The organism is Paenibacillus albicereus (assembly GCF_012676905.1).
Classification (GTDB): Bacteria; Bacillota; Bacilli; order Paenibacillales; family Paenibacillaceae; genus Paenibacillus_O; species Paenibacillus_O albicereus.
This window is the reverse complement of sequence record NZ_CP051428.1, coordinates 201754-221766: the sequence shown is the minus strand read 5'-3', so window position 1 is coordinate 221766 and position 20013 is coordinate 201754. Positions and strand designations below refer to the sequence as shown.

General features: G+C 65.1%; 20 protein-coding genes. 3 read left to right on the top strand and 17 right to left on the bottom strand.

Features of this window, described 5'->3' with window-relative positions; all coding sequences use genetic code 11:
• Positions 1 to 4: 4 nt before the first annotated feature.
• The 15 genes from HGI30_RS01020 to HGI30_RS00950 all read right to left on the bottom strand — a co-directional run bounded on the left by HGI30_RS01020 (position 5) and on the right by HGI30_RS00950 (position 15948).
• Positions 5 to 442: a PH domain-containing protein gene (locus HGI30_RS01020; protein WP_168906005.1), complete on the bottom strand. Its 438-nt coding sequence runs from the start codon at positions 440 to 442 to the stop codon at positions 5 to 7.
• A 204-nt stretch (positions 443 to 646) separates the two neighbouring features.
• A complete protein-coding gene (locus tag HGI30_RS01015; RefSeq protein ID WP_084137598.1) occupies positions 647 to 796 on the bottom strand; it encodes a DUF1540 domain-containing protein in 150 nt (49 codons plus the stop codon).
• A 273-nt stretch (positions 797 to 1069) separates the two neighbouring features.
• Positions 1070 to 1522: an SRPBCC family protein gene (locus tag HGI30_RS01010; RefSeq protein WP_168906004.1), complete on the bottom strand. Its 453-nt coding sequence runs from the start codon at positions 1520 to 1522 to the stop codon at positions 1070 to 1072.
• A 161-nt stretch (positions 1523 to 1683) separates the two neighbouring features.
• Positions 1684 to 2481: an SDR family NAD(P)-dependent oxidoreductase gene (locus HGI30_RS01005; protein ID WP_168906003.1), complete on the bottom strand. Its 798-nt coding sequence runs from the start codon at positions 2479 to 2481 to the stop codon at positions 1684 to 1686.
• 67 nt (positions 2482 to 2548) lie between these two features.
• Positions 2549 to 4159 (bottom strand): ATP-binding protein, encoded by a 1611-nt coding sequence (locus HGI30_RS01000; RefSeq protein ID WP_168906002.1) that lies wholly within the window; start codon positions 4157 to 4159, stop codon positions 2549 to 2551.
• 194 nt (positions 4160 to 4353) lie between these two features.
• A complete protein-coding gene (locus HGI30_RS00995) occupies positions 4354 to 5541 on the bottom strand; it encodes an anhydro-N-acetylmuramic acid kinase (RefSeq protein ID WP_168906001.1) in 1188 nt (395 codons plus the stop codon).
• The gene (locus HGI30_RS00990) at positions 5535 to 6479 is read right to left on the bottom strand and encodes an N-acetylglucosamine kinase (protein WP_168906000.1); all 945 of its coding nucleotides are present in this window, start codon (positions 6477 to 6479) and stop codon (positions 5535 to 5537) included. The genes HGI30_RS00995 and HGI30_RS00990 overlap by 7 nt, the downstream gene beginning before the upstream one ends.
• Before the next feature lie 21 nt (positions 6480 to 6500).
• Positions 6501 to 7649 carry an exo-beta-N-acetylmuramidase NamZ family protein gene (locus tag HGI30_RS00985; RefSeq protein ID WP_168905999.1) on the bottom strand — a complete coding sequence of 383 codons (1149 nt, stop codon included), beginning with the start codon at positions 7647 to 7649 and terminating at the stop codon, positions 6501 to 6503.
• A gap of 3 nt (positions 7650 to 7652) precedes the next feature.
• Complete coding sequence (locus HGI30_RS00980) at positions 7653 to 8360, bottom strand: PIG-L deacetylase family protein (RefSeq protein ID WP_168905998.1); 708 nt, start codon at positions 8358 to 8360, stop codon at positions 7653 to 7655.
• The gene (locus HGI30_RS00975; RefSeq protein ID WP_168905997.1) at positions 8357 to 9343 is read right to left on the bottom strand and encodes a GNAT family N-acetyltransferase; all 987 of its coding nucleotides are present in this window, start codon (positions 9341 to 9343) and stop codon (positions 8357 to 8359) included. Before HGI30_RS00975 ends, HGI30_RS00980 begins: the two co-directional genes overlap by 4 nt.
• 102 nt (positions 9344 to 9445) lie before the next feature.
• Complete coding sequence (locus tag HGI30_RS00970) at positions 9446 to 10306, bottom strand: carbohydrate ABC transporter permease (RefSeq protein WP_168905996.1); 861 nt, start codon at positions 10304 to 10306, stop codon at positions 9446 to 9448.
• A gap of 18 nt (positions 10307 to 10324) precedes the next feature.
• On the bottom strand, positions 10325 to 11233 hold the full coding sequence (locus tag HGI30_RS00965) for a carbohydrate ABC transporter permease (protein WP_168905995.1): 909 nt from the start codon (positions 11231 to 11233) through the stop codon (positions 10325 to 10327).
• Between the two features lie 101 nt (positions 11234 to 11334).
• On the bottom strand, positions 11335 to 12780 hold the full coding sequence (locus tag HGI30_RS00960) for an ABC transporter substrate-binding protein (RefSeq protein WP_168905994.1): 1446 nt from the start codon (positions 12778 to 12780) through the stop codon (positions 11335 to 11337).
• 71 nt (positions 12781 to 12851) lie between these two features.
• Positions 12852 to 13766, bottom strand: coding sequence for an N-acetylmuramic acid 6-phosphate etherase (gene murQ, locus HGI30_RS00955; RefSeq protein ID WP_168905993.1), 915 nt, complete (start codon positions 13764 to 13766; stop codon positions 12852 to 12854).
• Between the two features lie 1315 nt (positions 13767 to 15081).
• A complete protein-coding gene (locus HGI30_RS00950) occupies positions 15082 to 15948 on the bottom strand; it encodes a MurR/RpiR family transcriptional regulator (RefSeq protein WP_168905992.1) in 867 nt (288 codons plus the stop codon).
• A 276-nt stretch (positions 15949 to 16224) separates the two neighbouring features.
• On the opposite strand from HGI30_RS00950, the gene HGI30_RS00945 reads away from it, so the two are divergent.
• Positions 16225 to 17499, top strand: a complete 1275-nt coding sequence (locus HGI30_RS00945; RefSeq protein ID WP_168905991.1) for a 6-phospho-beta-glucosidase — start codon at positions 16225 to 16227, stop codon at positions 17497 to 17499.
• A gap of 25 nt (positions 17500 to 17524) precedes the next feature.
• Positions 17525 to 18529 carry a BadF/BadG/BcrA/BcrD ATPase family protein gene (locus HGI30_RS00940; protein ID WP_168905990.1) on the top strand — a complete coding sequence of 335 codons (1005 nt, stop codon included), beginning with the start codon at positions 17525 to 17527 and terminating at the stop codon, positions 18527 to 18529.
• Between the two features lie 80 nt (positions 18530 to 18609).
• Here HGI30_RS00940 and HGI30_RS00935 read toward each other — a convergent pair whose 3' ends face one another.
• Together HGI30_RS00935 and HGI30_RS00930 are read right to left on the bottom strand one after the other, a co-directional pair.
• Positions 18610 to 18753, bottom strand: coding sequence for a hypothetical protein (locus HGI30_RS00935; RefSeq protein ID WP_168905989.1), 144 nt, complete (start codon positions 18751 to 18753; stop codon positions 18610 to 18612).
• Positions 18750 to 19229 (bottom strand): DUF6530 family protein, encoded by a 480-nt coding sequence (locus HGI30_RS00930; RefSeq protein WP_168909650.1) that lies wholly within the window; start codon positions 19227 to 19229, stop codon positions 18750 to 18752. The genes HGI30_RS00935 and HGI30_RS00930 overlap by 4 nt, the downstream gene beginning before the upstream one ends.
• Positions 19230 to 19456: 227 nt before the next feature.
• Between HGI30_RS00930 and HGI30_RS00925 the strand changes: the two genes are divergently transcribed.
• Positions 19457 to 19975 (top strand): hypothetical protein, encoded by a 519-nt coding sequence (locus HGI30_RS00925; RefSeq protein WP_168905988.1) that lies wholly within the window; start codon positions 19457 to 19459, stop codon positions 19973 to 19975.
• Positions 19976 to 20013 lie beyond the last annotated feature (38 nt).

Genomic DNA, 20013 nt, shown 5'->3' with positions numbered 1-20013 from the left:
CCCGTCAAGAAGCCCTGCCGTCCCGCTCCAGATCGACGACCAGCTGCGGACATCTCTGCCGGAGCTCCCGGACGAAGCGCTCCATGTCGCGAGGCGCGATCGAATACCGGTCGTACGGACCCGCCGCCAGCTCATGGCCCCGCAAGGAGAACAGCCCGATCGGCCATGCCGCCGCAGGCCTCAGGTGCACCAGCCTGCGATACGGCAGGCGCTTGACGATCGGCCCGGCCTGGAGCACGAGCTCGTCCTCGTCCAGCCGATAGGACGTGCCGAGCCAGATCCAGGCGAGCAGCCCGCCGGTCAGCAGCACTACGGACGAGGCCGCCTTGGACGCCACTCCTTCGCCCTCGGTCCAGCCGACCCCGCCTCCGAGCAGCAAGAGGCCGATCGCCAGCCAGCTCAAGCAGGCCGGAGCCAGCTCTCTTTTTGGAACAAATTTCATTTCCCTTCCCTTCCGCTCCTTATCCGTAAAATATTACCAGTACCAAGGCTTGATTGTACCATAGGACCGGAGGCGGCGGGGAAGAACTTTTTGAAAAACTTTCTCAAAAAGGACTTGATAACAATAATCATTATTGAGTATAGTAAAGAAAGCGAAACGAAAAGACAGCCGCTGGCACGGCTGCCTGATGAAAAATGGATCGGATCATTTCGCTTCAAAGGTTTTGCAGTCGGTTTCTTCGGAGTTGCTCGCTTGTCCGCGATTGCTGGTCACATAGATGGACGAAGCGTTGCATTTGTTGCCGGAAGCCCAGTTTTTGCAGCTGTCTACTTCGCACAGTACGTCTTTTGCCATGAGGTTCACCTCCTGTCGCGAGGATAGCCGCTCCCATGCTACGATTCTAGCTTGTCCGGAAGAGATTCCGGGCAGGCTTTTTGTCGTTCCATCGGATCGGTGTCCCTTCCATCATAGTCCATTCGCCGGCATCGCGCAAGGCTGCTTGCTTGTTGCCGCTACCCCACCCACCGGAGCCGCCGCTCCGGAGAATCGGGACTGCGGACTCGCGGCGAAGATGCGAAGAAGCGGACGCGCCGTCCCCTTTGCCGGGGTCCGACGCGTCCGCTCCGCTTACCAGCCGTAATCGATCGTCTTGCCGGTCTCCACGAACGTCTTGGCGCTGCTCAGAATCATCGGCCAGCTCTCGCGCGTCTTTTCGTACGATGGATGTCCTTCGGGCCAGCGGTCGTTGACGAGCGTGAGCTTGGTCGCCGTTCCGGCCGGCTCGAGCGTCATCGTGATGCGGGTCTCCAGCTCGGCGTGGTTGTCCCGGTAGGACGGACCCGGATGCTCGGTATAGCTCATGCGCGAGTGCGGCTCGAACTCCAGGATGCTGCCGTACACGTGGACCGTCCGGTCCCCGTCCGTTCCCGGGCCGACGTAGCGGTACTCGGAGCCGGGCTTGAAGTCGGACTCCAGCACGGAGCCGAAAAAGATCGCGCGCGTCCCCTCCGGCTCGATGAACGCTTTCCATACCGCTTCCGGAGAAGCGTTGACGTAGATCGTATAGCGAAGCTCTTCCATGATTCCATCTCCTCGTCGCTGAATTCGTCCTCACGACCAGCATATCGCGAGGGCCGCTTCCCTGGATTGGAAAAACGCGACAAGCCCGGCTCCGAGCAATACCGGTCCGCCCGAAAAGGGGAGCCGCTTCTCGCTCGGCTCCCCTCCAGGCTGCGCCGCTTTCAGCGCGCCGTCCAGCCTCCGTCGACGAGCAGCAGCGTGCCGTTCACCAGATCCGACGCGGGCGAAGCGAGATAGATGACCGCTCCCGCCACGTCCTGGATCGTGCCGATCCGCCCCGCCGGGATGCGCTCCAGCACGGAGCGGCGGAACTCGGGCTCGTCCAGCCGGTCGGCCGTGCCCGGCGTATAGATGAACGTCGGTCCGACCGCGTTCACGCCGATGCCGCGCGCGCCCCATTCCAGCGCCAGCACCTTGGTCAGCTGGTTGACGCCGCCCTTGGACGCGCAGTAGGCGGCCCCGTCGGGGATGCCGACGATGCTCACTTGCGAGCTGACATTCACGATCCTGCCGCGGCCTTGCTTCAGCATGATCCGTCCCGCCGCCTGCGAGCAGAAGAACAGCCCTTTCAGATTGACGTCCATCATCTCGTCCCAGTATGCCTCGGTGATGTCCTCGGCCGCCATGCCGTCGCCGACGCCGGCGTTGTTGACGAGAATGTCGATCGCCCCATGCTCCTCGGCGATCCGGCCGAACGTCCGGCCGATCGCGCCGACGTCGCGCACGTCCAGCTCATACCCGGCCGCGCGACCGCCGGCCGCCTCGATGTCGTCCAGTAGCGGCCTTAGATCGTCCAGCCTGCGCGCCGTCGCTACGACGACCGCCCCCGCCGCGGCAAGCGCCTCGGCGAGGCCGCGTCCGATGCCCCGGCTCGCGCCGGTGACGATCGCGATCCGTCCGTCGATGCTGTAGTCCGGTGCCCCGATCGGCGCCGTTGTGCCGCTTTGCTGCTGCTTCATGCGTCTCGTCTCCTTTCTCCCGGCCAAAATGTCCCTCTTTCCCGTCCGGCCGCTTGCAGGCGTCCGCTCAGGAGGAGAGGAACGGATAACTGAGCCTGCGAATCGGATGGATCGGAAAGTCCAGCACGACAGTGGTGCCCCGTCCCGGCTCGCTCTCGAATCGAATCCGGCTTCCGTGCGCGTCCATGATGCGCTTGACGATGGCGAGGCCGAGGCCGCTCCCGCCTTTTTTGGTCGTGTGGAACACCTCCCCGAGGCGCTCGAGCTGCTCCTCGCCCATGCCCATGCCGGTGTCGGCGATCTCGATGCGCTGGCGGCCGTCTACGGCGCGGAGCCGCACGTCGATGAAGCCGCCCTGCGGCATCGCCTCGGCGGCATTGCGGAGCACGTTCAGCAGCACCTGCTTGATCTGGTTGCGGTCGCCGTAGACGATCTCCGCTCCCTCGTACTGCCTCTTGATCCGGATGCCGTCCTTCTTGATCTGGAACTCCACCATCTGCAGCGTCTCCTCGACGATCGCGTCGATCGGCTCCGGACGGAGCTGAGGCGCCTTTTGCTGGCCGAGCGCCATGAAGTCGGTGACGATCAGGCCGATCCGGTCCAGCTCGCTCAAAATCAGCTCATAGTGCTCGCGCTTGATCCGGTCCGCGGTGAACTGCAGCATGCCGCGGATGACCGTCAGCGGATTGCGGATCTCATGGGCAAGGCCGACCGCGATCTGTCCGGCGAGCACGAGCTTCTCGGACCCGTGCAGCATGTCGTCGGCCCGCTTGGCATCGGTCATGTCGCGAAGCATGGCGACGATGACGAGCAGCCGCCCGTCGTTGTCGGTCACGGGCAGGAAGTCGCACATGTAGTGCCGGAGGCCGTCCTTGCCCCGCTCCTTGATCGCGCAGGCGAGGATCGGCTCGGTCCCTTGCTGCACGAGCATCTCGTGCAGGGAAGCGCCGATGATCGGCAGCTCTCCGCAAAGCTCTCCTTCGGCCGGATGCTTCAGCTTCATCAGCTCGACGCTGCGCTCGTTCATCGAGACGATGCGCCCCGACGGGTCGACCAGCACGACACCATAATAAGAAGTCTGAAGCAGCACCTGAGTGAGGATCGCCTGACGGGCGTTCTGCCGCCTCAGCTCCAGCTCCCTCTCCATGGAAGCCGTCATGGAGCGGAGGAGCGCCATCAGATGAGGATGCACGCTGTCCGATTGCAGCAGGAAGCTGATGCCCGCCCACGGTCGGCCTCTCCCGTCCTCCGAGCGGAAAAGAGGCGCCGTCATGCAGGCGGAATCATGGAGCGGCTCGTGGTAATGATCCTTGCCGATGAGCTGGGCCGGACGGCCGCTGGCCATGCAGGCATGGACGGAGCTCGGCCCCAGCTCCTCGCCGTAGCCGACTCCCGGCACGATGCCGTACTTCTCCTTGAGCGGCGCTTCCATCGCGCGGTTGCCGAAAAAGGCGAGCACATGCCCCTCCGCATCGTTGACGGCGACCAGAATCGGCTCGTCCGGCACGGACTCCAGCAGCTCCTCGGTGAAGGAGCGGCAGACGTCCAGCAGCTCGGCATAGCGCTCCAGCTGCTCCTGCAGCCGCTCCGGCCCATATCGCCGCGCGAAGGGCGGCATTACGGAAGCATCCATGCCGGAATCCCGGCAGGCCTGCTTCCATTCCTTCAAGGTCATCATGATTCTTTCTCCTGTAAGCGGCGGATGGCTCCGCCTTTCGTCTTGAATAGGATAACCATACCATACTTCCTAGGCATCGATGAGGGGAAAATTCCTCGATCCGCCGGGCCGCGGGGCGCTTGGCGCCCTGAAGAATCGGTCCGGGGAACGAAAAAAAGCCCGGCAGAGCCGGGCTTGGAAAAAAACGGAGCCGGTCATGGCAGCGCGAGCTTGCCCATGACCGCCGCGCGGGAGGCTCCCGTCACGGAGGGAAGGCTGTTCGGGATGCCCAGCAGGAAATGGTAGCCGAGCAGCGCGAACAGCACCGCCTCCTTGGCATCGCCCGGCAGGCCGAATTCGCCGGAGTCCGCGACGCGCTGCTCCGGCAGCCGCTCCGCCAGCATCCGCATGAGCGTACGGTTGCGCGCCCCGCCGCCGCTGACGATGACCTCGTCGATGCGGAGATGCGGCAGGACGAAGCGCCGCAGGGCGTCTGCGATGGAGCGGGCGGTCAGCGCGGTCGCGGTCGCGACCGCATCGGCCGTGGACAGCCCGAGCGATTCGGCGCGGGCCAGCAGCTCCGCGGCGTAGTCGGAGCCGAAAAGCTCGCGGCCGGTCGACTTGGGCGGCGGCTGCACGAAGTACGGATGCGCCAGCAGCTCGGCGAGCAGCCCTTCGTGAGCCGTGCCCTGGGCTGCCAGCGCGCCGTCCGCGTCATAAGCGAGGCGTCCATCCGTCAGCCGCTGCACGACCCGGTCGATGACCATGTTGCCGGGCCCGGTATCGAAGCCGGCGACGTCGTCCGGACCGGCTCCGGCCGGCAGCACGGTGCAGTTGCCGATGCCGCCGATGTTCTGCAGGAGACGGCCGCGATCCGGATGGCGCAGCAGCACGAGATCGCCGTACGGCACGAGCGGCGCTCCCTGGCCGCCATGGGCCATGTCGGCCGGGCGGAAGTCGCCGACCGCCGGCACGCCGGTGCGCGCAGCCAGCACGGACAGGTCGCCCAGCTGCAGGGTGGACGGCGCGAGGAACGGCGAATTCGCCGGCGGCTCGGGCATATGCCAGACGGTCTGGCCGTGGGAGCTGACGAAATCGATGTCGGCCATGGCGAGCCCGGCCTCGCTCACGGCGGCGCGCGCCGCTTCCGCGAAGCGGCCGCCGAGCCAGGCATTCATGCCGCACAGGTCCTGCACGTCCGCCGCTCCCGGCTCGCACAGCCGCCGCAGCGCCTCGCGCAGCGGCTCGTCATACGGCTGCGTATGGAAATGCAGCAGCTCGGCGGTCGTCCCGAGCCCCTCGCCCTCGAAGCGGACGACGGCCGCATCCACGCCGTCGAGCGAGGTGCCGGACATGAGGCCGACGGCGAGCGCGTACGGCCTGCGGGGACGCCAGCTCAGCATGGCGAGCCCTCCTCCCCGCTTGCGGGCCGGGCGCGCCGGGCGAGCAGCACCGCGCCGCTTGCCGCATCGCGGCGGGCCGCCGTCAGGCTCAGCTGCGGCAGCCGCTCGGCCAGCCGCTCGGCGAAGGCGTCCCGCACGGGCGCGCAGCGGAGCAGCACGCTGCCGAGCGGCGCCAGCTCGCCGCCGCCGAGGCCGAGCCGGGCGGCGACCGCCTCGGCGAGCTCGGCGAGCGCGCCGGCCGCGCGGCGGGCGATGGCGAGCGCGGCGGCGTCGCCGGCCTCGCAGGCGGGCTGGAGCAGCGGCGCGAGCGCGGCGACGGAGCTTTTGGGACGCGCGGGGTCGTACACCCAGCGCACGAGCTCCGGCAGGCGGCCCGGCTCCAGGCCGAGCTGCCGGAACGCCGGCTCCGCCAGCGCCGTCGGCCGCGAGCGCCCGTCGGCGGCACGCACGATCGCGGCGAGCATGTCGCGGCCGATCGCGTAGCCGCTGCCCTCGTCGTCGATCAGATGGCCGAAGCCGCCGGCGCGATGCGTCTCTCCGGCCTCGCTCCGGCCGTAGGCGATCGAGCCCGTCCCGGCGATGAGCGCGATGCCGGGGCGTCCCTCCAGCGCGCCGGCGAGCGCCGTCTCCTGATCGCCGGCCAGCGTCAGCTCGCCGCGGAACGCAAGCTCCGCGAGCGCGGCCGCCAGGCGCTCCCGCGCCTGCGGGTTGCTGATGCCGGCCGCGCCGACGGCGAGCGAGACGCAGCCGCCGAGCGGCAGCCCGCGGCGCTCCAGCTCGCGCGCCGCCTCCGCCAGCGCCTCCTCGGCCGCGCCGGCGCGCTGGCCGTTGATGTTGAGCGCTCCGACCTCGAAGCGCGCCAGCTCCGAACCGGCCGCGTCCTCCGCGCATACGGTCGTGCGCGTGCCGCCGCCGTCCAGGCCCAGCCAATACTCCATGTCTGCTCCTCCCTCTCCGCTCTAGTACAGGTGATACGCCGCCTTGCGCTCGGCGAAGGCCGCGCTGTCGGCGGCGAAGCGCTCCAGCAGCGCATCCGCGTCGGCCGCGCTCCGCATGCCCCGGTACAAGTCTCCGCCGGCCAGCAGGTCGATGAACGGCCGGCCGCCCTCGCGGTACGGAGCGAGGAACTCCGCCTCCGGAAACAGCGAGCGCACGGCGAGCAGCAGCCGCACGCCGACCTCGACCGGGCGCACCGTGGCGGGATCCGTCACATGCGCTTGGACGCCGCGGCACAGCGTGCCGGCATGCTTGGACGAGCTAGGCTGGAAGTAGGCCGGGCGGAACCGGACGCCCGGCAGCCGCAGCGCGTTCATCTCGGCCGCGAGACGCTCGGCGTCGACGAACGGCGCCCCGATCTGCTCGAACGGGGCGGCCGTGCCGCGCCCCTCGGACAGGTTCGTGCCCTCGAACAGGCAGGTGCCCGGATAGAGCAGCGCCGTCTCCCAGCGCGGGATGTTCAGCGACGGCGCGATCCACGGGCGCCCGAGCGCCGGGAAGCGCGCCTCCCTCGACCAGCCGCGGCAGCTCACGACGTACAGCTCCGCGCCCCAGCCCTGTTCGGCATTGGCCATGACGGCCAGCTCGCCGGCCGTCAGGCCGTAGCGCACCGGCAGCGGATAGTCGCCGACGAAGGAGCGGAAGTCCGGGTCGAGCAGGCCGCCCTCGACCGTGACGCCGTCCAGCGGGTTCGGCCGGTCGAGCACGACGAACGGGATGCCCGCCGCCGCGCAGTCCTGCATCGCGTACAGCATCGTGTAGATATAGGTATAATAGCGCGTGCCGATGTCCTGGATATCGTAGACCAGCACGTCGATCTTCTCCAGCATGTCCGGCGTCATCCGCTTGGAGTCCTTGCGGTACAGGCTGTATACCGGCACGCCCGTCCGCTCGTCGATATAGGTGTCGACCAGCCCCCCGGCGGCGATGTCGCCGCGTACGCCGTGCTCCGGCGAGAACATCGCCGCAAGCCCGAAGCGTTCCTGCAGCACGTCGATCGTCGACCGCCACTCGGCATCGATGCCGGTCGGGCCGGTAATGAGCCCGATCCGCCGTCCCTGCAGCACCGGAGCGGCTTCGCCGATCCGGTCGATTCCGAATTCAATCGCCATGAGCTACAGCTCCTGCTGGCGGAGGCGCATCGTTTCCGCCGGGATCATGAACGTCTCCGCGTACAGGCCGCGCATCTCGCAGCCGCGCACGCGCGCCAGGCTCTTGTAGTAATCCATGTAGGCGAACGACTTGCTGCCGGTGACGAACCAGTGCGTCGAGAGCGCCTCGATCCACAGGTCGAACGCCTGCTGGTCGAAGCCGACATACACGTACGGCACGTAGCCGACCGCGTCCTCCCAGTTCTCGCCGTAGTAGAGCTTGCCGGCGAAGTGCGCCGGACGCTCCCGCTCCATCGCCTTGAGCCCTGCGAAGAAGCGGGCGTCGTTCACGATGCGGTGCGTCGTCGCGTGGTCCTTGTGCATGCTGTTGCAATGGTGCGTGATGATGATGTCCGGCTTGACCTCGCGGATGACGTCGCAGACGCGCAGGCGGATCGCCTCGTCGTCGGGAATCTCGCCGTCCGGAATCTCGAATACGCGCGCCTCGCCGCCGAGCATGCCCGCGAACGTGTTCGCCTCGCGCACCTTCTGCTCGCGGTAGTCCTGCACGTCCTGCCCCTCGGGCACGCCGCGCTCGCCGGCCGTCAGCGCCAGCGTCGCGATCTTGTCTCCCTGGAGATGATGGCTGGCCAGCACGCCTCCGGCGACGAGCTCCACGTCGCCGACATGCGCTCCGATGCCCAGTATCGTCCGCTGCTTTCGTTCGCTCATGATCCGATCCCTTCCTTTCTCATGACGGCGAATGTTTTCGCCGTCTTGAATCCGGCTTTGTCGTAGATGCGCATAGCGGGGTTCTCGCTCCCGGTGAACAGCGTCATATAGTCGGTGCCGATCGATCGGAACGCCTCGCAGAGCGAGAAGAACAGCAGGCTGCCGAGCCCGTGCCCCTCATGCTGCGGATGGACCCCGATGCCGGCGAAGTAGCCGCGCCCGCTCGGCTCGCGCACGACCGGTCCGGCGAAGCCGGCGAGCCGGCTGCCGTGGACGGCCGCCACGACCGGCACGCCGCGCGCGGCGCAGTCCGCGATCTCGCGCTGCCAGAGCGGATTGCCGAGCGCGTCCAGCAGCTCGGCCAGACCCTCGTGGCGGGCCGGGTCGAGCCTTTCGACGGCGTAGCCTTCGGCGGACGCGCGCGATCTTTTCACCAGGATGGACTCCGGCACCTCGAACCGCGTCAGGTCCAGGTGCATCCCGTGCTGCAGCGAGCGCACGGCGTAGCCGGCCTCCAGCAGCAGCCCGTGCAGCGCGCCGCCCTCCGGCGCGCCCGGCGCGTTGTTGTGCTCATGGCCGGGCGTGCCCGGCACGAGCCATGGCAGCCGCATCGGGTTGAAGAACAGCACGTCGGCCTGGCTCTTGCCGAGCTCGGCGAACCGTTCCTCCAGACGGGTCAGCAGCTCCCGCCGCAAGCGGTCCGCCTCGGCCTCGCCGAGCGCGGAGTCCGCCAGCACGCAGGTGATGTAGCCCGCCTGCGCCCCGAGCGGCAGCTCGTCGCCCGTGCAGCCGATCGCCAGGCCCTGCAGCTCGCCGCCGCCCTCGGCGACGAACGCGGTTCCCGGATCGAACTGCGGGTGGTCCGCGATCAGCGCCGCGAAGCCCGCTTCATCCAGCGGCTTGTAGCCATCGCGGACGGCCTCCCGGTTCCAGAGCCCGAGCGCGCCCCGGCGGTCTTGCTCGTTCCAGTTGCGGATCTTCATGATGGGTTCCCTCCTGCCGGCGCGGCCGGTCCGGCCGGCGATGCGCCGGCTGCATCAAGCTGAAGGGCGGCTCGCCAAGAGCCGCCCTCCGCACCACTCGGCTCAGCCTTTGACCGCGCCGACCGTCACGCCTTCCAGGAAGTATTTCTGCAGGCTGAAGAACAGGATGAACATCGGCAGCGCCGATACGGTCGCTCCCGCCATCATCGGCGCGAAGTAGGTCGTGTTGGCGAAGCGGAAGTTCTTGAGGCCGACCTGGATCGTCTGCATGTCCATCGTGTTCGTGACGAGGAACGGCCAGAAGAACGTATTCCACGACTCCATGAAGGTGAGGATCGCCATGACGGCCATGACCGTCTTGGACAGCGGCATGACGATGCGCGTCAGGATCTGCCACTGGCTGCAGCCCTCGACCTTGGCGCTTTCGAGAATCTCCTTGGGGATGGAGCTCATGAACTGCTTGGCCAGGAAGATGTTGTACACCGTGACCAGGCTCGGCGCGATGAGCGCCGTGTACGTGTTGGAGATGTCGAACACGTTCACGATCAGGATGTAGAGCGGCACCTGCGTCACCTGATACGGAATCATCATGGCGCCGAGCAGGATGGCGAACAGCAGCTTGCTGCCTCGGAAATTGATCTTGGCGAAAGCGTAGCCCGCCATCGTGGCGAACACGACGTTGGACACCATCGTCACGGTCGCGACGAGCAGGGAGTTGCCCAGCCAGCGGTACGAGTACTCGCTGTAGTCGAAGAAGAACTTGTAGGACTCCAGCGAGAACTTCTCCGGCCAGATCGAATAGCTGACCGCGCCCGCCTCGATCGGATCCCCGAACGACGACATAATCATGAAGTAGATCGGGAACAGCGTCGCCAGCGCGAACAGCAGAAGGAGGATGATGATGGCCGTATTGCGTGCGCCCTTCAGGAAAGAGTTGCCTAAGTGATTGTTGTATAAGCCCATGTCCCGGCCTCCTTCCGCTTAATATTCCACGTCCTTGCCCAGGAACTTGAACTGGACGAAGGCCATGATGGCGATGACGAGCGCGAGCACGAGCGATTGCGCGGCTGCGTCGCCGAATTCGAAGTACTTGAACGCCGTGTCGAAGATGAGCAGGCCGACCATCGTCGTGCTGTGGTCCGGTCCGCCGCCGGTCATCAGGTAGGCGTTCTGGAAGACCTGGAACGACCCGATGACGCCGGTGACGAGCAGGAACAGCGTCGTCGGCTTGAGGCACGGGACGACGATATGCCACATCTTCTGCAGGAACGAAGCGCCGTCGATGTCGGCCGCCTCGTAATAGCTGTTGTCGATGCCCAGCAGGGCGGCGACGTAGATGATGATGCTGGTGCCGTGGCTGGACAGCCAGCTCATGAGCACGAGCGAGAACATCGAGGTGGAGCTGGAGCCGAGCCAGTTCTGGCTGGGGATGCCGAGCACGCCGAGCAGCTGGTTGAGGATGCCGCCCTGCATCGGGTCGAAGATCCACAGCCAGACGACGGACAGCGCGACGCCGGAGGCGACTGCCGGCAGGTAGTAGATGGCCTTGAAGCTGGTCTGCATCCATTTGCGCAGCGGCATGATGAGGATCGCCACGCCGAAGCTGAGCAGCAGCGCCACCGGCACGGTGAGCACGGTGTAGATGACGGTATTGCCCATCGCTTTCCAGAACAGCGCGCTCTTGAAGACGTTCTCGTAATTCTCGAAGCCGACATAGGTGGAGCCGAGCGGCTGATAGTTCTGGAAGCTGATGATGAAGGCGCTGATGACGGGATAAGCCGTGAACATGGCGTAGACGACGAGGGCAACGGCGATGAAGGCATAAGCCCAGCCGCCGTCTCCTCGGTTCAGCCGGTTACGGGTTTTGATGGTAGATGCTTCTCGTGCCATGATGCAGGACTCCTTTCCGCTTCCGCTGATCGTGCATAGAGGACGATTGGTCCGATAAAAGAGATCGGATAGCCGCGGGGGCGGCTATCCGAGGCTGGAAATCAGTCTTGCACGACTCCGTCCGCTCCGAACGTATCGATCGCGGCTTTCTTCACGTCCTCGTACATTTTCTCCGGCGTCGACTCGCCTGCAAGCAGCGCTTGCAGCTTCGGCACGATGACTTCCGTCTCCAGCTTGATCGCCTTGGCGGCGAGCTCGGCCGGGATGTCCGGACGGGCCGGCGCCGCCGTAGTGAGCAGGTGCTCGACCGCGGCCTTGTTGTAGTCGCTCTGCTTGCTCTCGATGCTCTTCATCGCTTCGCGGGAAGACTTGGCGATCGGCGCGGAGAACAGCTCGCTGTTCGTCGTCGCCGCGACTTGGCCGCTGGCCAGGAAGTAGGCGGCCTTGGCGACGTTCGCCTTATGCTCGGCCGTCGGCTCCTTCTTGCCGCGGAACGTGACGTAGCCGTCGACGATCGCGTTGGCTACGGCCGGCTGGCCGGCGAACGAAGGGACCGGCAGCACGACGTAGTCGGTCTTGATGCTGTCCTTGACGGCGCTGCCGTCATTGGCGTCGAGCTTCTCGTTGTTGAGGCGCGACGAGTTCTCGAACACCGCCATGCCTTTGCCCGTAATCATCGTCTGGCCGGTCAGGAACATGTTCCAGCGCTTGCCGGCGTCGATGGAGCTCAGCTCCTTGGGCATCGAGCCGTCGTCGATCATCTGGCGGATGTTCGTGAGCAGCGTCAGGTAGTTCTTGCTCGTATAGGCGTACTTCAGGTCCTTGTCGAAGGCGGCCGGCATGCCGGCGTTCTTCACGAGGATGCCGAGGTAGTCCTTGGAGGTGACGCCGGCCGTGGCGAAGACGAAGCCGTAGCGCTTGGTCGTGTCGCCTTCCTTGACGACGCCCTTCTTGATCGCCTCGCGGAACTCGTCGAACGTCCAGCCGGACTGCTGGATCTTCTTCCAGTCGATGCCCGCTTCCTCGAGGAATGGCTTGTTGCCGCCGATCGCGTGCACCTCCATGTAGGCCGGGAAGCCGTAGAGGCCTTCGCCGTTGTACATGTACTTGAGCGGGCCTTCGTCGAAGTCGGCGACCATCTCCGGCGTGACGGCGTCCTTGATGTCCATAACCATGCCCATCGGCACGTACTTGGCGATGCCCTCGGAGCCCATGAAGGCGATGTCCGGCGGGCTGCCCGCGTTCACCTGGGTGTCGAGCTTCTGGGTCATGTCCTCCCAGCTCGCCGGCTCGATCTTGAGCGTCAGGTTCGGGTACTGCTTGGTGAACTCCTCTTCCATCTGCTTGAAGTTGGCCTGGAAGTTCGCGGATACCGGAGGCAGCAGCGCCGTGATCGTATCTTTCGCCGCAGCGGCGCCTTCTCCTCCCGCGTTGCCGGCCGCATTGCCGGCGGGTTCGTTGCCGTTGTTGGAGCCGCAGGCGCCGAGCACGCCGGCCGCGACGGTGAGAGCGAGTACACTTGCCGTCAATCTTGATCTTTTTGTCATGGTTCAAGATCCTCCCTTTTCAATAGACAAGTTCGTATATGGGAATCGCATGACGCTGTCGCCGGCTTCGTTCAGCCCGCTCCGGCGCAAATGCGGATTGCCTCCTTGAGATTGCCGGAGCTGCCCTCGAGCGCCTGCCGCGCCGCCTCCGGGCCAAGCCCCGTCTGCAGCATCATGATGGCGAGCTTGGTATCCTTCGACGCCCGCTCGAGCGCGTCGGCCGCCTGCCCCTCGCTCGCGCCGGTCGCCCGGACGATGATGCGCAGCGAGCGGTCGTGCAGCTTCTTGTTGCTCGCCTTGAGGTCGACCATGAGGTTGTTGTACGTCTTGCCGAGCTTCACCATCGTGCATGTGCTGAGCATGTTGAGCACGAGCTTCTGCGCGGTGCCCGCCTTGAGGCGGGTCGAGCCGGCGATCACTTCATTACCGACGACCGGAGCGATGCAAATGTCGCATACCTCGGCGACTTTTGTATTTTTATTGTTCACGAGGCCGATCGCCGCCGCTCCGATCTCCTGCGCCCGGCGCAGCGCCTCGATGACGAACGCCGCGCTGCCGCTGGCGGAGATGCCGACGACCGCATCGCGTCCGGTGACGCCGATCCGGTCGATCAGCGCGCGCCCCTCGTCGCCGTCGTCCTCGCAGCCCTCGACCGCCGTCCGCAGCGCGACGTCTCCGCCGGCGATGTGGCCTTGGACGAGCGCCGGATCCGTGCCGAAGGTCGGCGGGCACTCCGAGGCGTCCAGCACGCCGAGCCTGCCGGATGTACCGGCTCCGATGTAATATAATCTGCCACCCTGCGCAAGAGCGGCATGAATGGCGTCGACCGCTTCCATGATGCGCGGAATCTCGGCCTCGACTGCCGCGGGCACCTTCGAGTCCTCCCGATTGAGCAGCCGCAGCATCTCCTCGGTGGAGCACTCGTCGATCGACATCGTATCGGGATTAATCCCTTCCGTAGTCAGGCCGGCAAGGTATTCGTTCATTTTCATTCCCCTAACCTGCGATCTTCTGGAAGCGCTTGCCTCAAGCGTCCGTCCGATCTTGATAAACTTCGTTTGACGTACCCCAATCGTATCGAAACGCTCCGAATTGGTCAATAGTTTTTGAAATTTATTTTTAACATGAAACTTATTATTGGAGTTTTCATACAGAAATCTGTCAAAAGGAAAGGGTTTGTGGAAGTTAAGTTAACATAGTTCGCGCTGGCTGTCCGTCTCTGTCGGATCGGGAATTTCAGGGAAACGGTTGCGCGCAGATAAGGGAAGCGGTTGCAGGAAACGCGGCAGAAAACGTGCGGACTTGACGGTGCGTGCGGGGCCAGTTGGAGTTTCTTCGTGACCGCCGGATCTTAGCTTGCCGCTCGACCCGGACACTCTGAGTTCCCTCGTGCATGCTGATCTTCGTCCGCCGCTCGACCAGGGCACTTCGAGTTCCCTCGTGCATGCCGTTCCTCGTCCGTGCCCGCCTATCCTCGTCTGCCGCATCATCAAGGCACTTGAGTTTTTTCGTGCAGGGCGCTCATGGCGCTTACGATTCCTCAGACGCTTAGAAGCCATTTTTTAGAGTCGTCGCCATGCTAACGACTGCTGAGACGCTTAGGCCGTTTTTTCGATCCTTTTTATGCCTTTTCATCCTCATTCGCAGCTTCTAAGCTTCTCGTGAGTCGTTAGCAGATCGGCATGGCTCTAAATGGCCTTCTAACGCTCTGAAACGTCGTTAGCCCGCTCATCGCCTGCTCTGCTGCGTGCTTCCGGGCCCCGATACGTCCCCACCTGCAGCGGGTAACGTTCGCATGACATCCCATCCTCTTCGCACGACAATACGACAACCTGCCGCACACGCTGTCGTCTGGCTCGACCCCGTCGCCCCTTCGCTCACCCGAATTCGGGCTTGCCTCCAACAAAAAGAAGCATCTGCCGTCCCGGACGGCAGATGCTTGCGATTCCTGCTGGCTGGCTCCGCTTCGACTCCAACCGTCCATTTGAAGCGGAAAGGCCTCCAGCGGGTCGCCCTAACTAGACCGGCATGGCTCCAAGCAGGCTGCGATCATACTGAATCGGTTCGGAGCAGGCCGCCCTATTCAAACCGAACGGCCTCCAGCGGGTCGCCCTAACTAGACCGGCATGGCTCCAAGCAGGCTGCTATCTAACTGGATCGGCCCGGAGCAGGTCTACTAAACCGCACGGCCCTATCGGGTCGCTCTACTAAACCGCACGGCCCCGATCGGGCCGCTCTATCAAACCGTAACGCCCCCAAGCCCTCGTATGCCCGGCTGGAGCCGCATGATGGGCCTAGCCCTTACCGGCGGCGGCGCTTGCTGGAGATGATGTTGCGGCTGCGCGTCAAGTAATGCTTGACCTCCTGGTAGTCGGCGCTCGCCACGCCGGTGAACAGCATGTCCACTACGGTCAGCATGGCGATGCGCGAGCCCATCGCGCCGCTGCGGATCGTCACCTCCGGCGTCGAGATGCTGAGCAGCAGGTCGGCCCGCTCGGACAGCTCGCTTTTGCCGTATTTGGTGATGGCGATCGTACTCGCTCCCGTCTTGGACACGATGTCGAGCGCGTCGAGAATCTCCTCCGTGCCGCCGGAATTGGAGATGAAGATCGCCGCGTCCTTGTCGGAGACGAGCGTCGCCGCCGTGAGCTGGCTGTGGCCGTCCAGATAGGCGTGGCAGTTCTTGTTGATACGCGTGAACTTCTGCTCGGCATCCAGGCAGATGAGCCCGGAAGCCCCGATGCCGAACAGGAAGATGCGGCTGCAGGTGCGGAGAACCTGCACCGCCTGGTCGACAGCTTCGCGATCGATCAGGCTCAGCGTGTCCTCGATGGAGCGTATATTGTTGCGTGCCGTGTTGGAGATGATCGTCTGCAGGTCATCTCCCGGCTGGATATCCGTGTACTGTCCGTTGTCCGGCTCTTCCTTGCCGCCCATCGCCGCCGAGATGCTGACGATGAAGCTGCGGTAGCCGCTGTAGCCCATCGTCTTGCAGAAGCGCAGCACCGAAGCGTCGCTCGTGCGGCTGCCCATGGCGAGGTTCTTGATGGAGAGATGAGGAATCTCTTCCTTGTTCTCCAGGATGTACTCGGCGACTCGCCGCTCGACAGGAGTGAGACTGTCCTTGCGTTCCCGGATCTTAATCAATACGTTGTCGTTGATAGCCATAAGCCGCCTCCTGCCGCTGATCTGATACAGCGCCATAATCGTATACGCTAGGACAGGGAATTACAAGAGCGGCAGAGGGGGAAAAACCGAGAAAAAAGCCGATTGGGACACGAAAATCGCCGCTTTCCGCACCTAAAATTAAATTTTGGTTTTTTATTATGTCATGAAATAATAATTTAACTTTTCGCTCGACTCCATCGCCTCCTGTGCTACAATAGCGTCACGGAGCGAGCATTCAGGCGGCCTCGCCGCCAGAGGGAAAGGGATGGATAGAGGATGAAAATCGCGATTATCGGAGCAGGCAGCACGTACACCCCGGAGCTGATGGAGGGCATCATCAAGCGCAGCGGCTCGCTGCCGGTCCGGGAGCTGGCGCTGATGGACATCGACGCGCGCAAGCTCGACATCGTGGGCGACCTGAGCGCGCGCATGGCCGCGGCGGCCGGCATGGACTGCCGGGTCGTCAAGACGCAGGAGCTGGACGAGGCGCTGCGCGGAGCGGACTTCGTGCTCGGCCAGATCCGCGTCGGCAAGCTGCCTGCGCGCGTGCTCGATGAGCAGATCCCGCTGAAATACGGCATGATCGGCCAGGAAACCTGCGGCATCGGCGGCTTCTTCAAGGCGATGCGGACGATTCCGGTCATGCTGGACATCGCCCGCAGGATGGAGCAGCTTTGTCCGGACGCTTGGCTCATCAACTTTTCCAACCCGGCGGGCATCCTCACGGAAGCGATCCTGAACCACAGCAAGATCAAGATGCTCGGCCTCTGCAACGTGCCCTACAACATGACCAAGAGCATCCGCTCCAAGATGGAGCTGCCGGAGGCGCGCCTCACCTACGTCGGCCTCAACCATCTGAGCTGGATCACCGGCATCGAGCAGGACGGCCGCGACTATCTGCAGGACGCGCTCGCCCAGGGGCTGAACAGCGAGACGATGAAGAACATCCCGGCGTCGGGCTTCAGCCAGGAGCTGGTGCAGGCGGTCGGCGCGATCCCTTCGTCGTACCTGGAGTACTACTACTTCAAGAACAAGAAGCTCGACCTGCTCAAAAACGCCGAGCAGTCGCGCGGCCAGCGCTGCATGGAGATCGAGGAGGAGCTGCTCGGCCTGTACGAGGACGCCAAGCTCCACGTCAAGCCGGAGCTGCTCGCCTCCCGCGGCGGAGCGAACTACTCCGAGGTCGCGATCAGCCTCGTCGACGCCATCTGGAACGACAAGCAGGAGGAGCATGTGGTGAACTTGCTGAACCAAGGCGCGCTCGACTTCATGGAGGATACGGACGCGGTCGAGATCACGGCGGTCATCGGCAAGGACGGCGCCAAGCCGATCCCGGTCCGCGGCCTCGACAACGCCCATATCCGCGACTACATGCGCATGGTCAAGGCGTATGAGCGCGAGACGGTAGCGGCGGCGGTGGCCGGCAGCGAGGAGGCGGCGATGCGCGCGCTGCTCATGAACCCGCTCGTCGGCGATTACGACGCGGCTCGCGCCTGCTTCGACGAGCTGAAGGAAGCGCATCGCGAGCACCTCCCGCAATTCCGTGCCTGAGCAGGCGACGAAAGGAGCATCGCCCATGAATGGAACCCCTTCGTACGTGCTCGGCGTCGACGGCGGCAACACCAAGACCGACTATTATCTGTTCGACCTCGACGGACGGAGGGTCGGCTCTCTCCGCACCGGCACGTGCAGTCACGAGCAGTTCAAGGACGGCTACGCCGGGGCGAAAAGAGCGCTCGCCGAGCAGGCCGGCGAGCTGCTCGGCCGCTACGGCCTGGAGCCGGCAGACCTCGCAGCGGCGGCGTTCGGCCTTGCGGGAGCCGACATCCCTTCGCAGAAGCGGGAGCTGGACCGCGTCATCCGCGAGCTCGGCTACGGCCGCTTCGAGATGGACAACGACAGCTTCCTCGGCATCAAGGCCGGCAGCCCGTCCGGCGCGGGCATCTGCTCGATCAACGGCACCGGCGCCTGCACGGGCGGCATCGATCCGTCGGGCCGGCGGCTGCAGGTCGGCGGCGTCGGCAGCGAGCTGTCCGGCGACGAGTCCGGCGGCGCCTACCTGGCCCGTCGCGCCGTGCGCCTCGCGTACGACGAGCTGTACCGCGTCGGCCCGCGCACCGCGCTGACCGCGCCGGCGCTGCGTCTGGTCGGCGCAGCCGGCCCGGAGGAGCTGCTGGAGCGGGCGCTGGAGGCGATGCTTTCGCGCTCCCTGCCGGCGACGGAGCTGGCGACGCTGCTGCTGGAGGCGGCCGCGTCGGGCGACGCCGCGGCTCTGGCGGCCGTGCGGCATTCCGCGCGGCAGATGGCGATGTCGACGGCCGGCTGCGTGCGCGGACTCGACTTCGGGAGCGGCCCGGTCGATGTCGTGCTCGCCGGCTCGGTGTGGGTCAAGGCGTCGCCGCCGATCCTCCGCGAGCTGTACATGGAGGAGGCACGCGCGCTGCTGCCGCAGACGGAGCTGCGGTTCCGGCTGCTGGAGGAGCCGCCGGCGTCCGGCGCGGTGCTCTGGGCGCTGGAGCTGGTCCATGGCCGGCCCGCTTCGGAGACGCTGCGGGCGCGCGTGCTGGAAGCGATGCGCTAAGCGGGGGCGCCGCCTGGCGGCTGACCGCTTCTTTCGCCCCTGCCGGAAGCGATGCGCGGAGCGCCGGATGCTCGGCTACATCAGAGGAAAAAAGGCTGCAAGCCTAGATTCGCTTCGGCGAATCGCTTGCAGCCTCTTTTTTGCACCTGGGTGAGTCCGGCCACGCAGCCTGCCCAGTCGGCCAGCCGCTCGCTGGGCGCGATCGTCTCCCGGTGCCTGCTCAATAACCCATTTCCTTGAGCAGCCCGGACAGCACCCGCAGCCGCTCGCCGATGAGCTCGCCGTCGTCACTCAGCGCCTGGCTGAACAGCCGGATGTCCTCGCCGATGCGCTCGTTGTCCGTACACACCGATACCGTCATCGCATCTCCCTGCAGGCCGATGCGGTCCAGCACCGGCTGCTCGGGGTCGTAGAGCCCCTCATGGCGGTAGGCCTCGCGGAAGTGGACCATGCCGCTCGCGACGAGGATCGCCAGATCCAGCACGCGGTGCAGCGGCAGCTCCTCGGACTGCCGCGACCACTTGCCGCCGGTATGGCGCCATACCTTGGCCGAGATGTCGACCTTGCCCCGGTCGTTCCACTGCGCGAGGCCGAGCGACAGCCCCTTCGCCTCGGAGTCGGGCGCGTAGCGGCCGTCGACCTGGCTGTAGTTCTCGGAGACGAGCACCGGCTTGTGCTTCAGCGTCGTCGGAATCTTCATGTTCACGGCTGATCCTCCTTCGTGAGAAAGCAAGGTTTATGATTTAGTCATTTACTAAATAAAGAGGGAATTGCTCTTACTATAGGCAACGGGAAATCCGATGTCAAGCATAGGCTGCGGGATCCGACCATCCGGATGAAGATAGATCCTTCTTCATCTTGGCGCCCGGCCTGCTCATCTGCATCTGCTCCACCCAACCCACTGAACGAAGGAGCCCATCGCCTCTCATGAACGATCCGATGCTGCCGCCTCTTTCTGATTCTGCTTCCGATCCGCTCCGCCGCCTCTCGCCTGCGAGCGCTCCTGCCCCCTCCCCCGCCAAAAGCGACTGGCGCCGCCTCGCCTTCTGGATGAGGAGCGCCGCGATCGCCACGCTTTTCTTCGGCCTGTTCCAATGCGTCGTCGGCATGATGAACTTCGGCCTCGGCACGCTCGCCGGCCTGCTCGAAGTCGTCGCCGCCGTGTGGATGCTGAGGCTCGCCTCGCAGGCGCTGCGAATCGAACAGTCGGCGGAGTCGCCCGACGAGGTGCGCAAGCTGTCGCGGCTGCTGATCGGCTACTTCCGGCTGCAGCTGCTGTTCACGCTGACGTTCGGCTTCGTCGTCGCGATGCTCGTGCTGACCGTCATCCAGTTCCTCTCGGACTGGGACTGGATCATCCATCTCGTCCAGCAAGGCCGGCAGGCCGACCGCTGGATCGCGCGGCTCGAGCGCTGGTGGAGCGTCGTGGCCGGCTGGTTCGAGTAGCGCGCGTACTTGCCGAATTTAGGCGATTATGCTGAAAT

Bases quoted from the DNA above. Each gene is read 5' to 3' on its own strand.
- HGI30_RS01020 (WP_168906005.1), bottom strand. From the start codon at position 442: ATGAAATTTGTTCCAAAAAGAGAGCTGGCTCCGGCCTGCTTGAGCTGG.
- HGI30_RS01015 (WP_084137598.1), bottom strand. From the start codon at position 796: ATGGCAAAAGACGTACTGTGCGAAGTAGACAGCTGCAAAAACTGGGCT.
- HGI30_RS01010 (WP_168906004.1), bottom strand. From the start codon at position 1,522: ATGGAAGAGCTTCGCTATACGATCTACGTCAACGCTTCTCCGGAAGCG.
- HGI30_RS01005 (WP_168906003.1), bottom strand. From the start codon at position 2,481: ATGAAGCAGCAGCAAAGCGGCACAACGGCGCCGATCGGGGCACCGGAC.
- HGI30_RS01000 (WP_168906002.1), bottom strand. From the start codon at position 4,159: ATGATGACCTTGAAGGAATGGAAGCAGGCCTGCCGGGATTCCGGCATG.
- HGI30_RS00995 (WP_168906001.1), bottom strand. From the start codon at position 5,541: ATGCTGAGCTGGCGTCCCCGCAGGCCGTACGCGCTCGCCGTCGGCCTC.
- HGI30_RS00990 (WP_168906000.1), bottom strand. From the start codon at position 6,479: ATGGAGTATTGGCTGGGCCTGGACGGCGGCGGCACGCGCACGACCGTA.
- HGI30_RS00985 (WP_168905999.1), bottom strand. From the start codon at position 7,649: ATGGCGATTGAATTCGGAATCGACCGGATCGGCGAAGCCGCTCCGGTG.
- HGI30_RS00980 (WP_168905998.1), bottom strand. From the start codon at position 8,360: ATGAGCGAACGAAAGCAGCGGACGATACTGGGCATCGGAGCGCATGTC.
- HGI30_RS00975 (WP_168905997.1), bottom strand. From the start codon at position 9,343: ATGAAGATCCGCAACTGGAACGAGCAAGACCGCCGGGGCGCGCTCGGG.
- HGI30_RS00970 (WP_168905996.1), bottom strand. From the start codon at position 10,306: ATGGGCTTATACAACAATCACTTAGGCAACTCTTTCCTGAAGGGCGCA.
- HGI30_RS00965 (WP_168905995.1), bottom strand. From the start codon at position 11,233: ATGGCACGAGAAGCATCTACCATCAAAACCCGTAACCGGCTGAACCGA.
- HGI30_RS00960 (WP_168905994.1), bottom strand. From the start codon at position 12,780: ATGACAAAAAGATCAAGATTGACGGCAAGTGTACTCGCTCTCACCGTC.
- murQ (WP_168905993.1), bottom strand. From the start codon at position 13,766: ATGAACGAATACCTTGCCGGCCTGACTACGGAAGGGATTAATCCCGAT.
- HGI30_RS00950 (WP_168905992.1), bottom strand. From the start codon at position 15,948: ATGGCTATCAACGACAACGTATTGATTAAGATCCGGGAACGCAAGGAC.
- HGI30_RS00945 (WP_168905991.1), top strand. From the start codon at position 16,225: ATGAAAATCGCGATTATCGGAGCAGGCAGCACGTACACCCCGGAGCTG.
- HGI30_RS00940 (WP_168905990.1), top strand. From the start codon at position 17,525: ATGAATGGAACCCCTTCGTACGTGCTCGGCGTCGACGGCGGCAACACC.
- HGI30_RS00930 (WP_168909650.1), bottom strand. From the start codon at position 19,229: ATGAAGATTCCGACGACGCTGAAGCACAAGCCGGTGCTCGTCTCCGAG.
- HGI30_RS00925 (WP_168905988.1), top strand. From the start codon at position 19,457: ATGAACGATCCGATGCTGCCGCCTCTTTCTGATTCTGCTTCCGATCCG.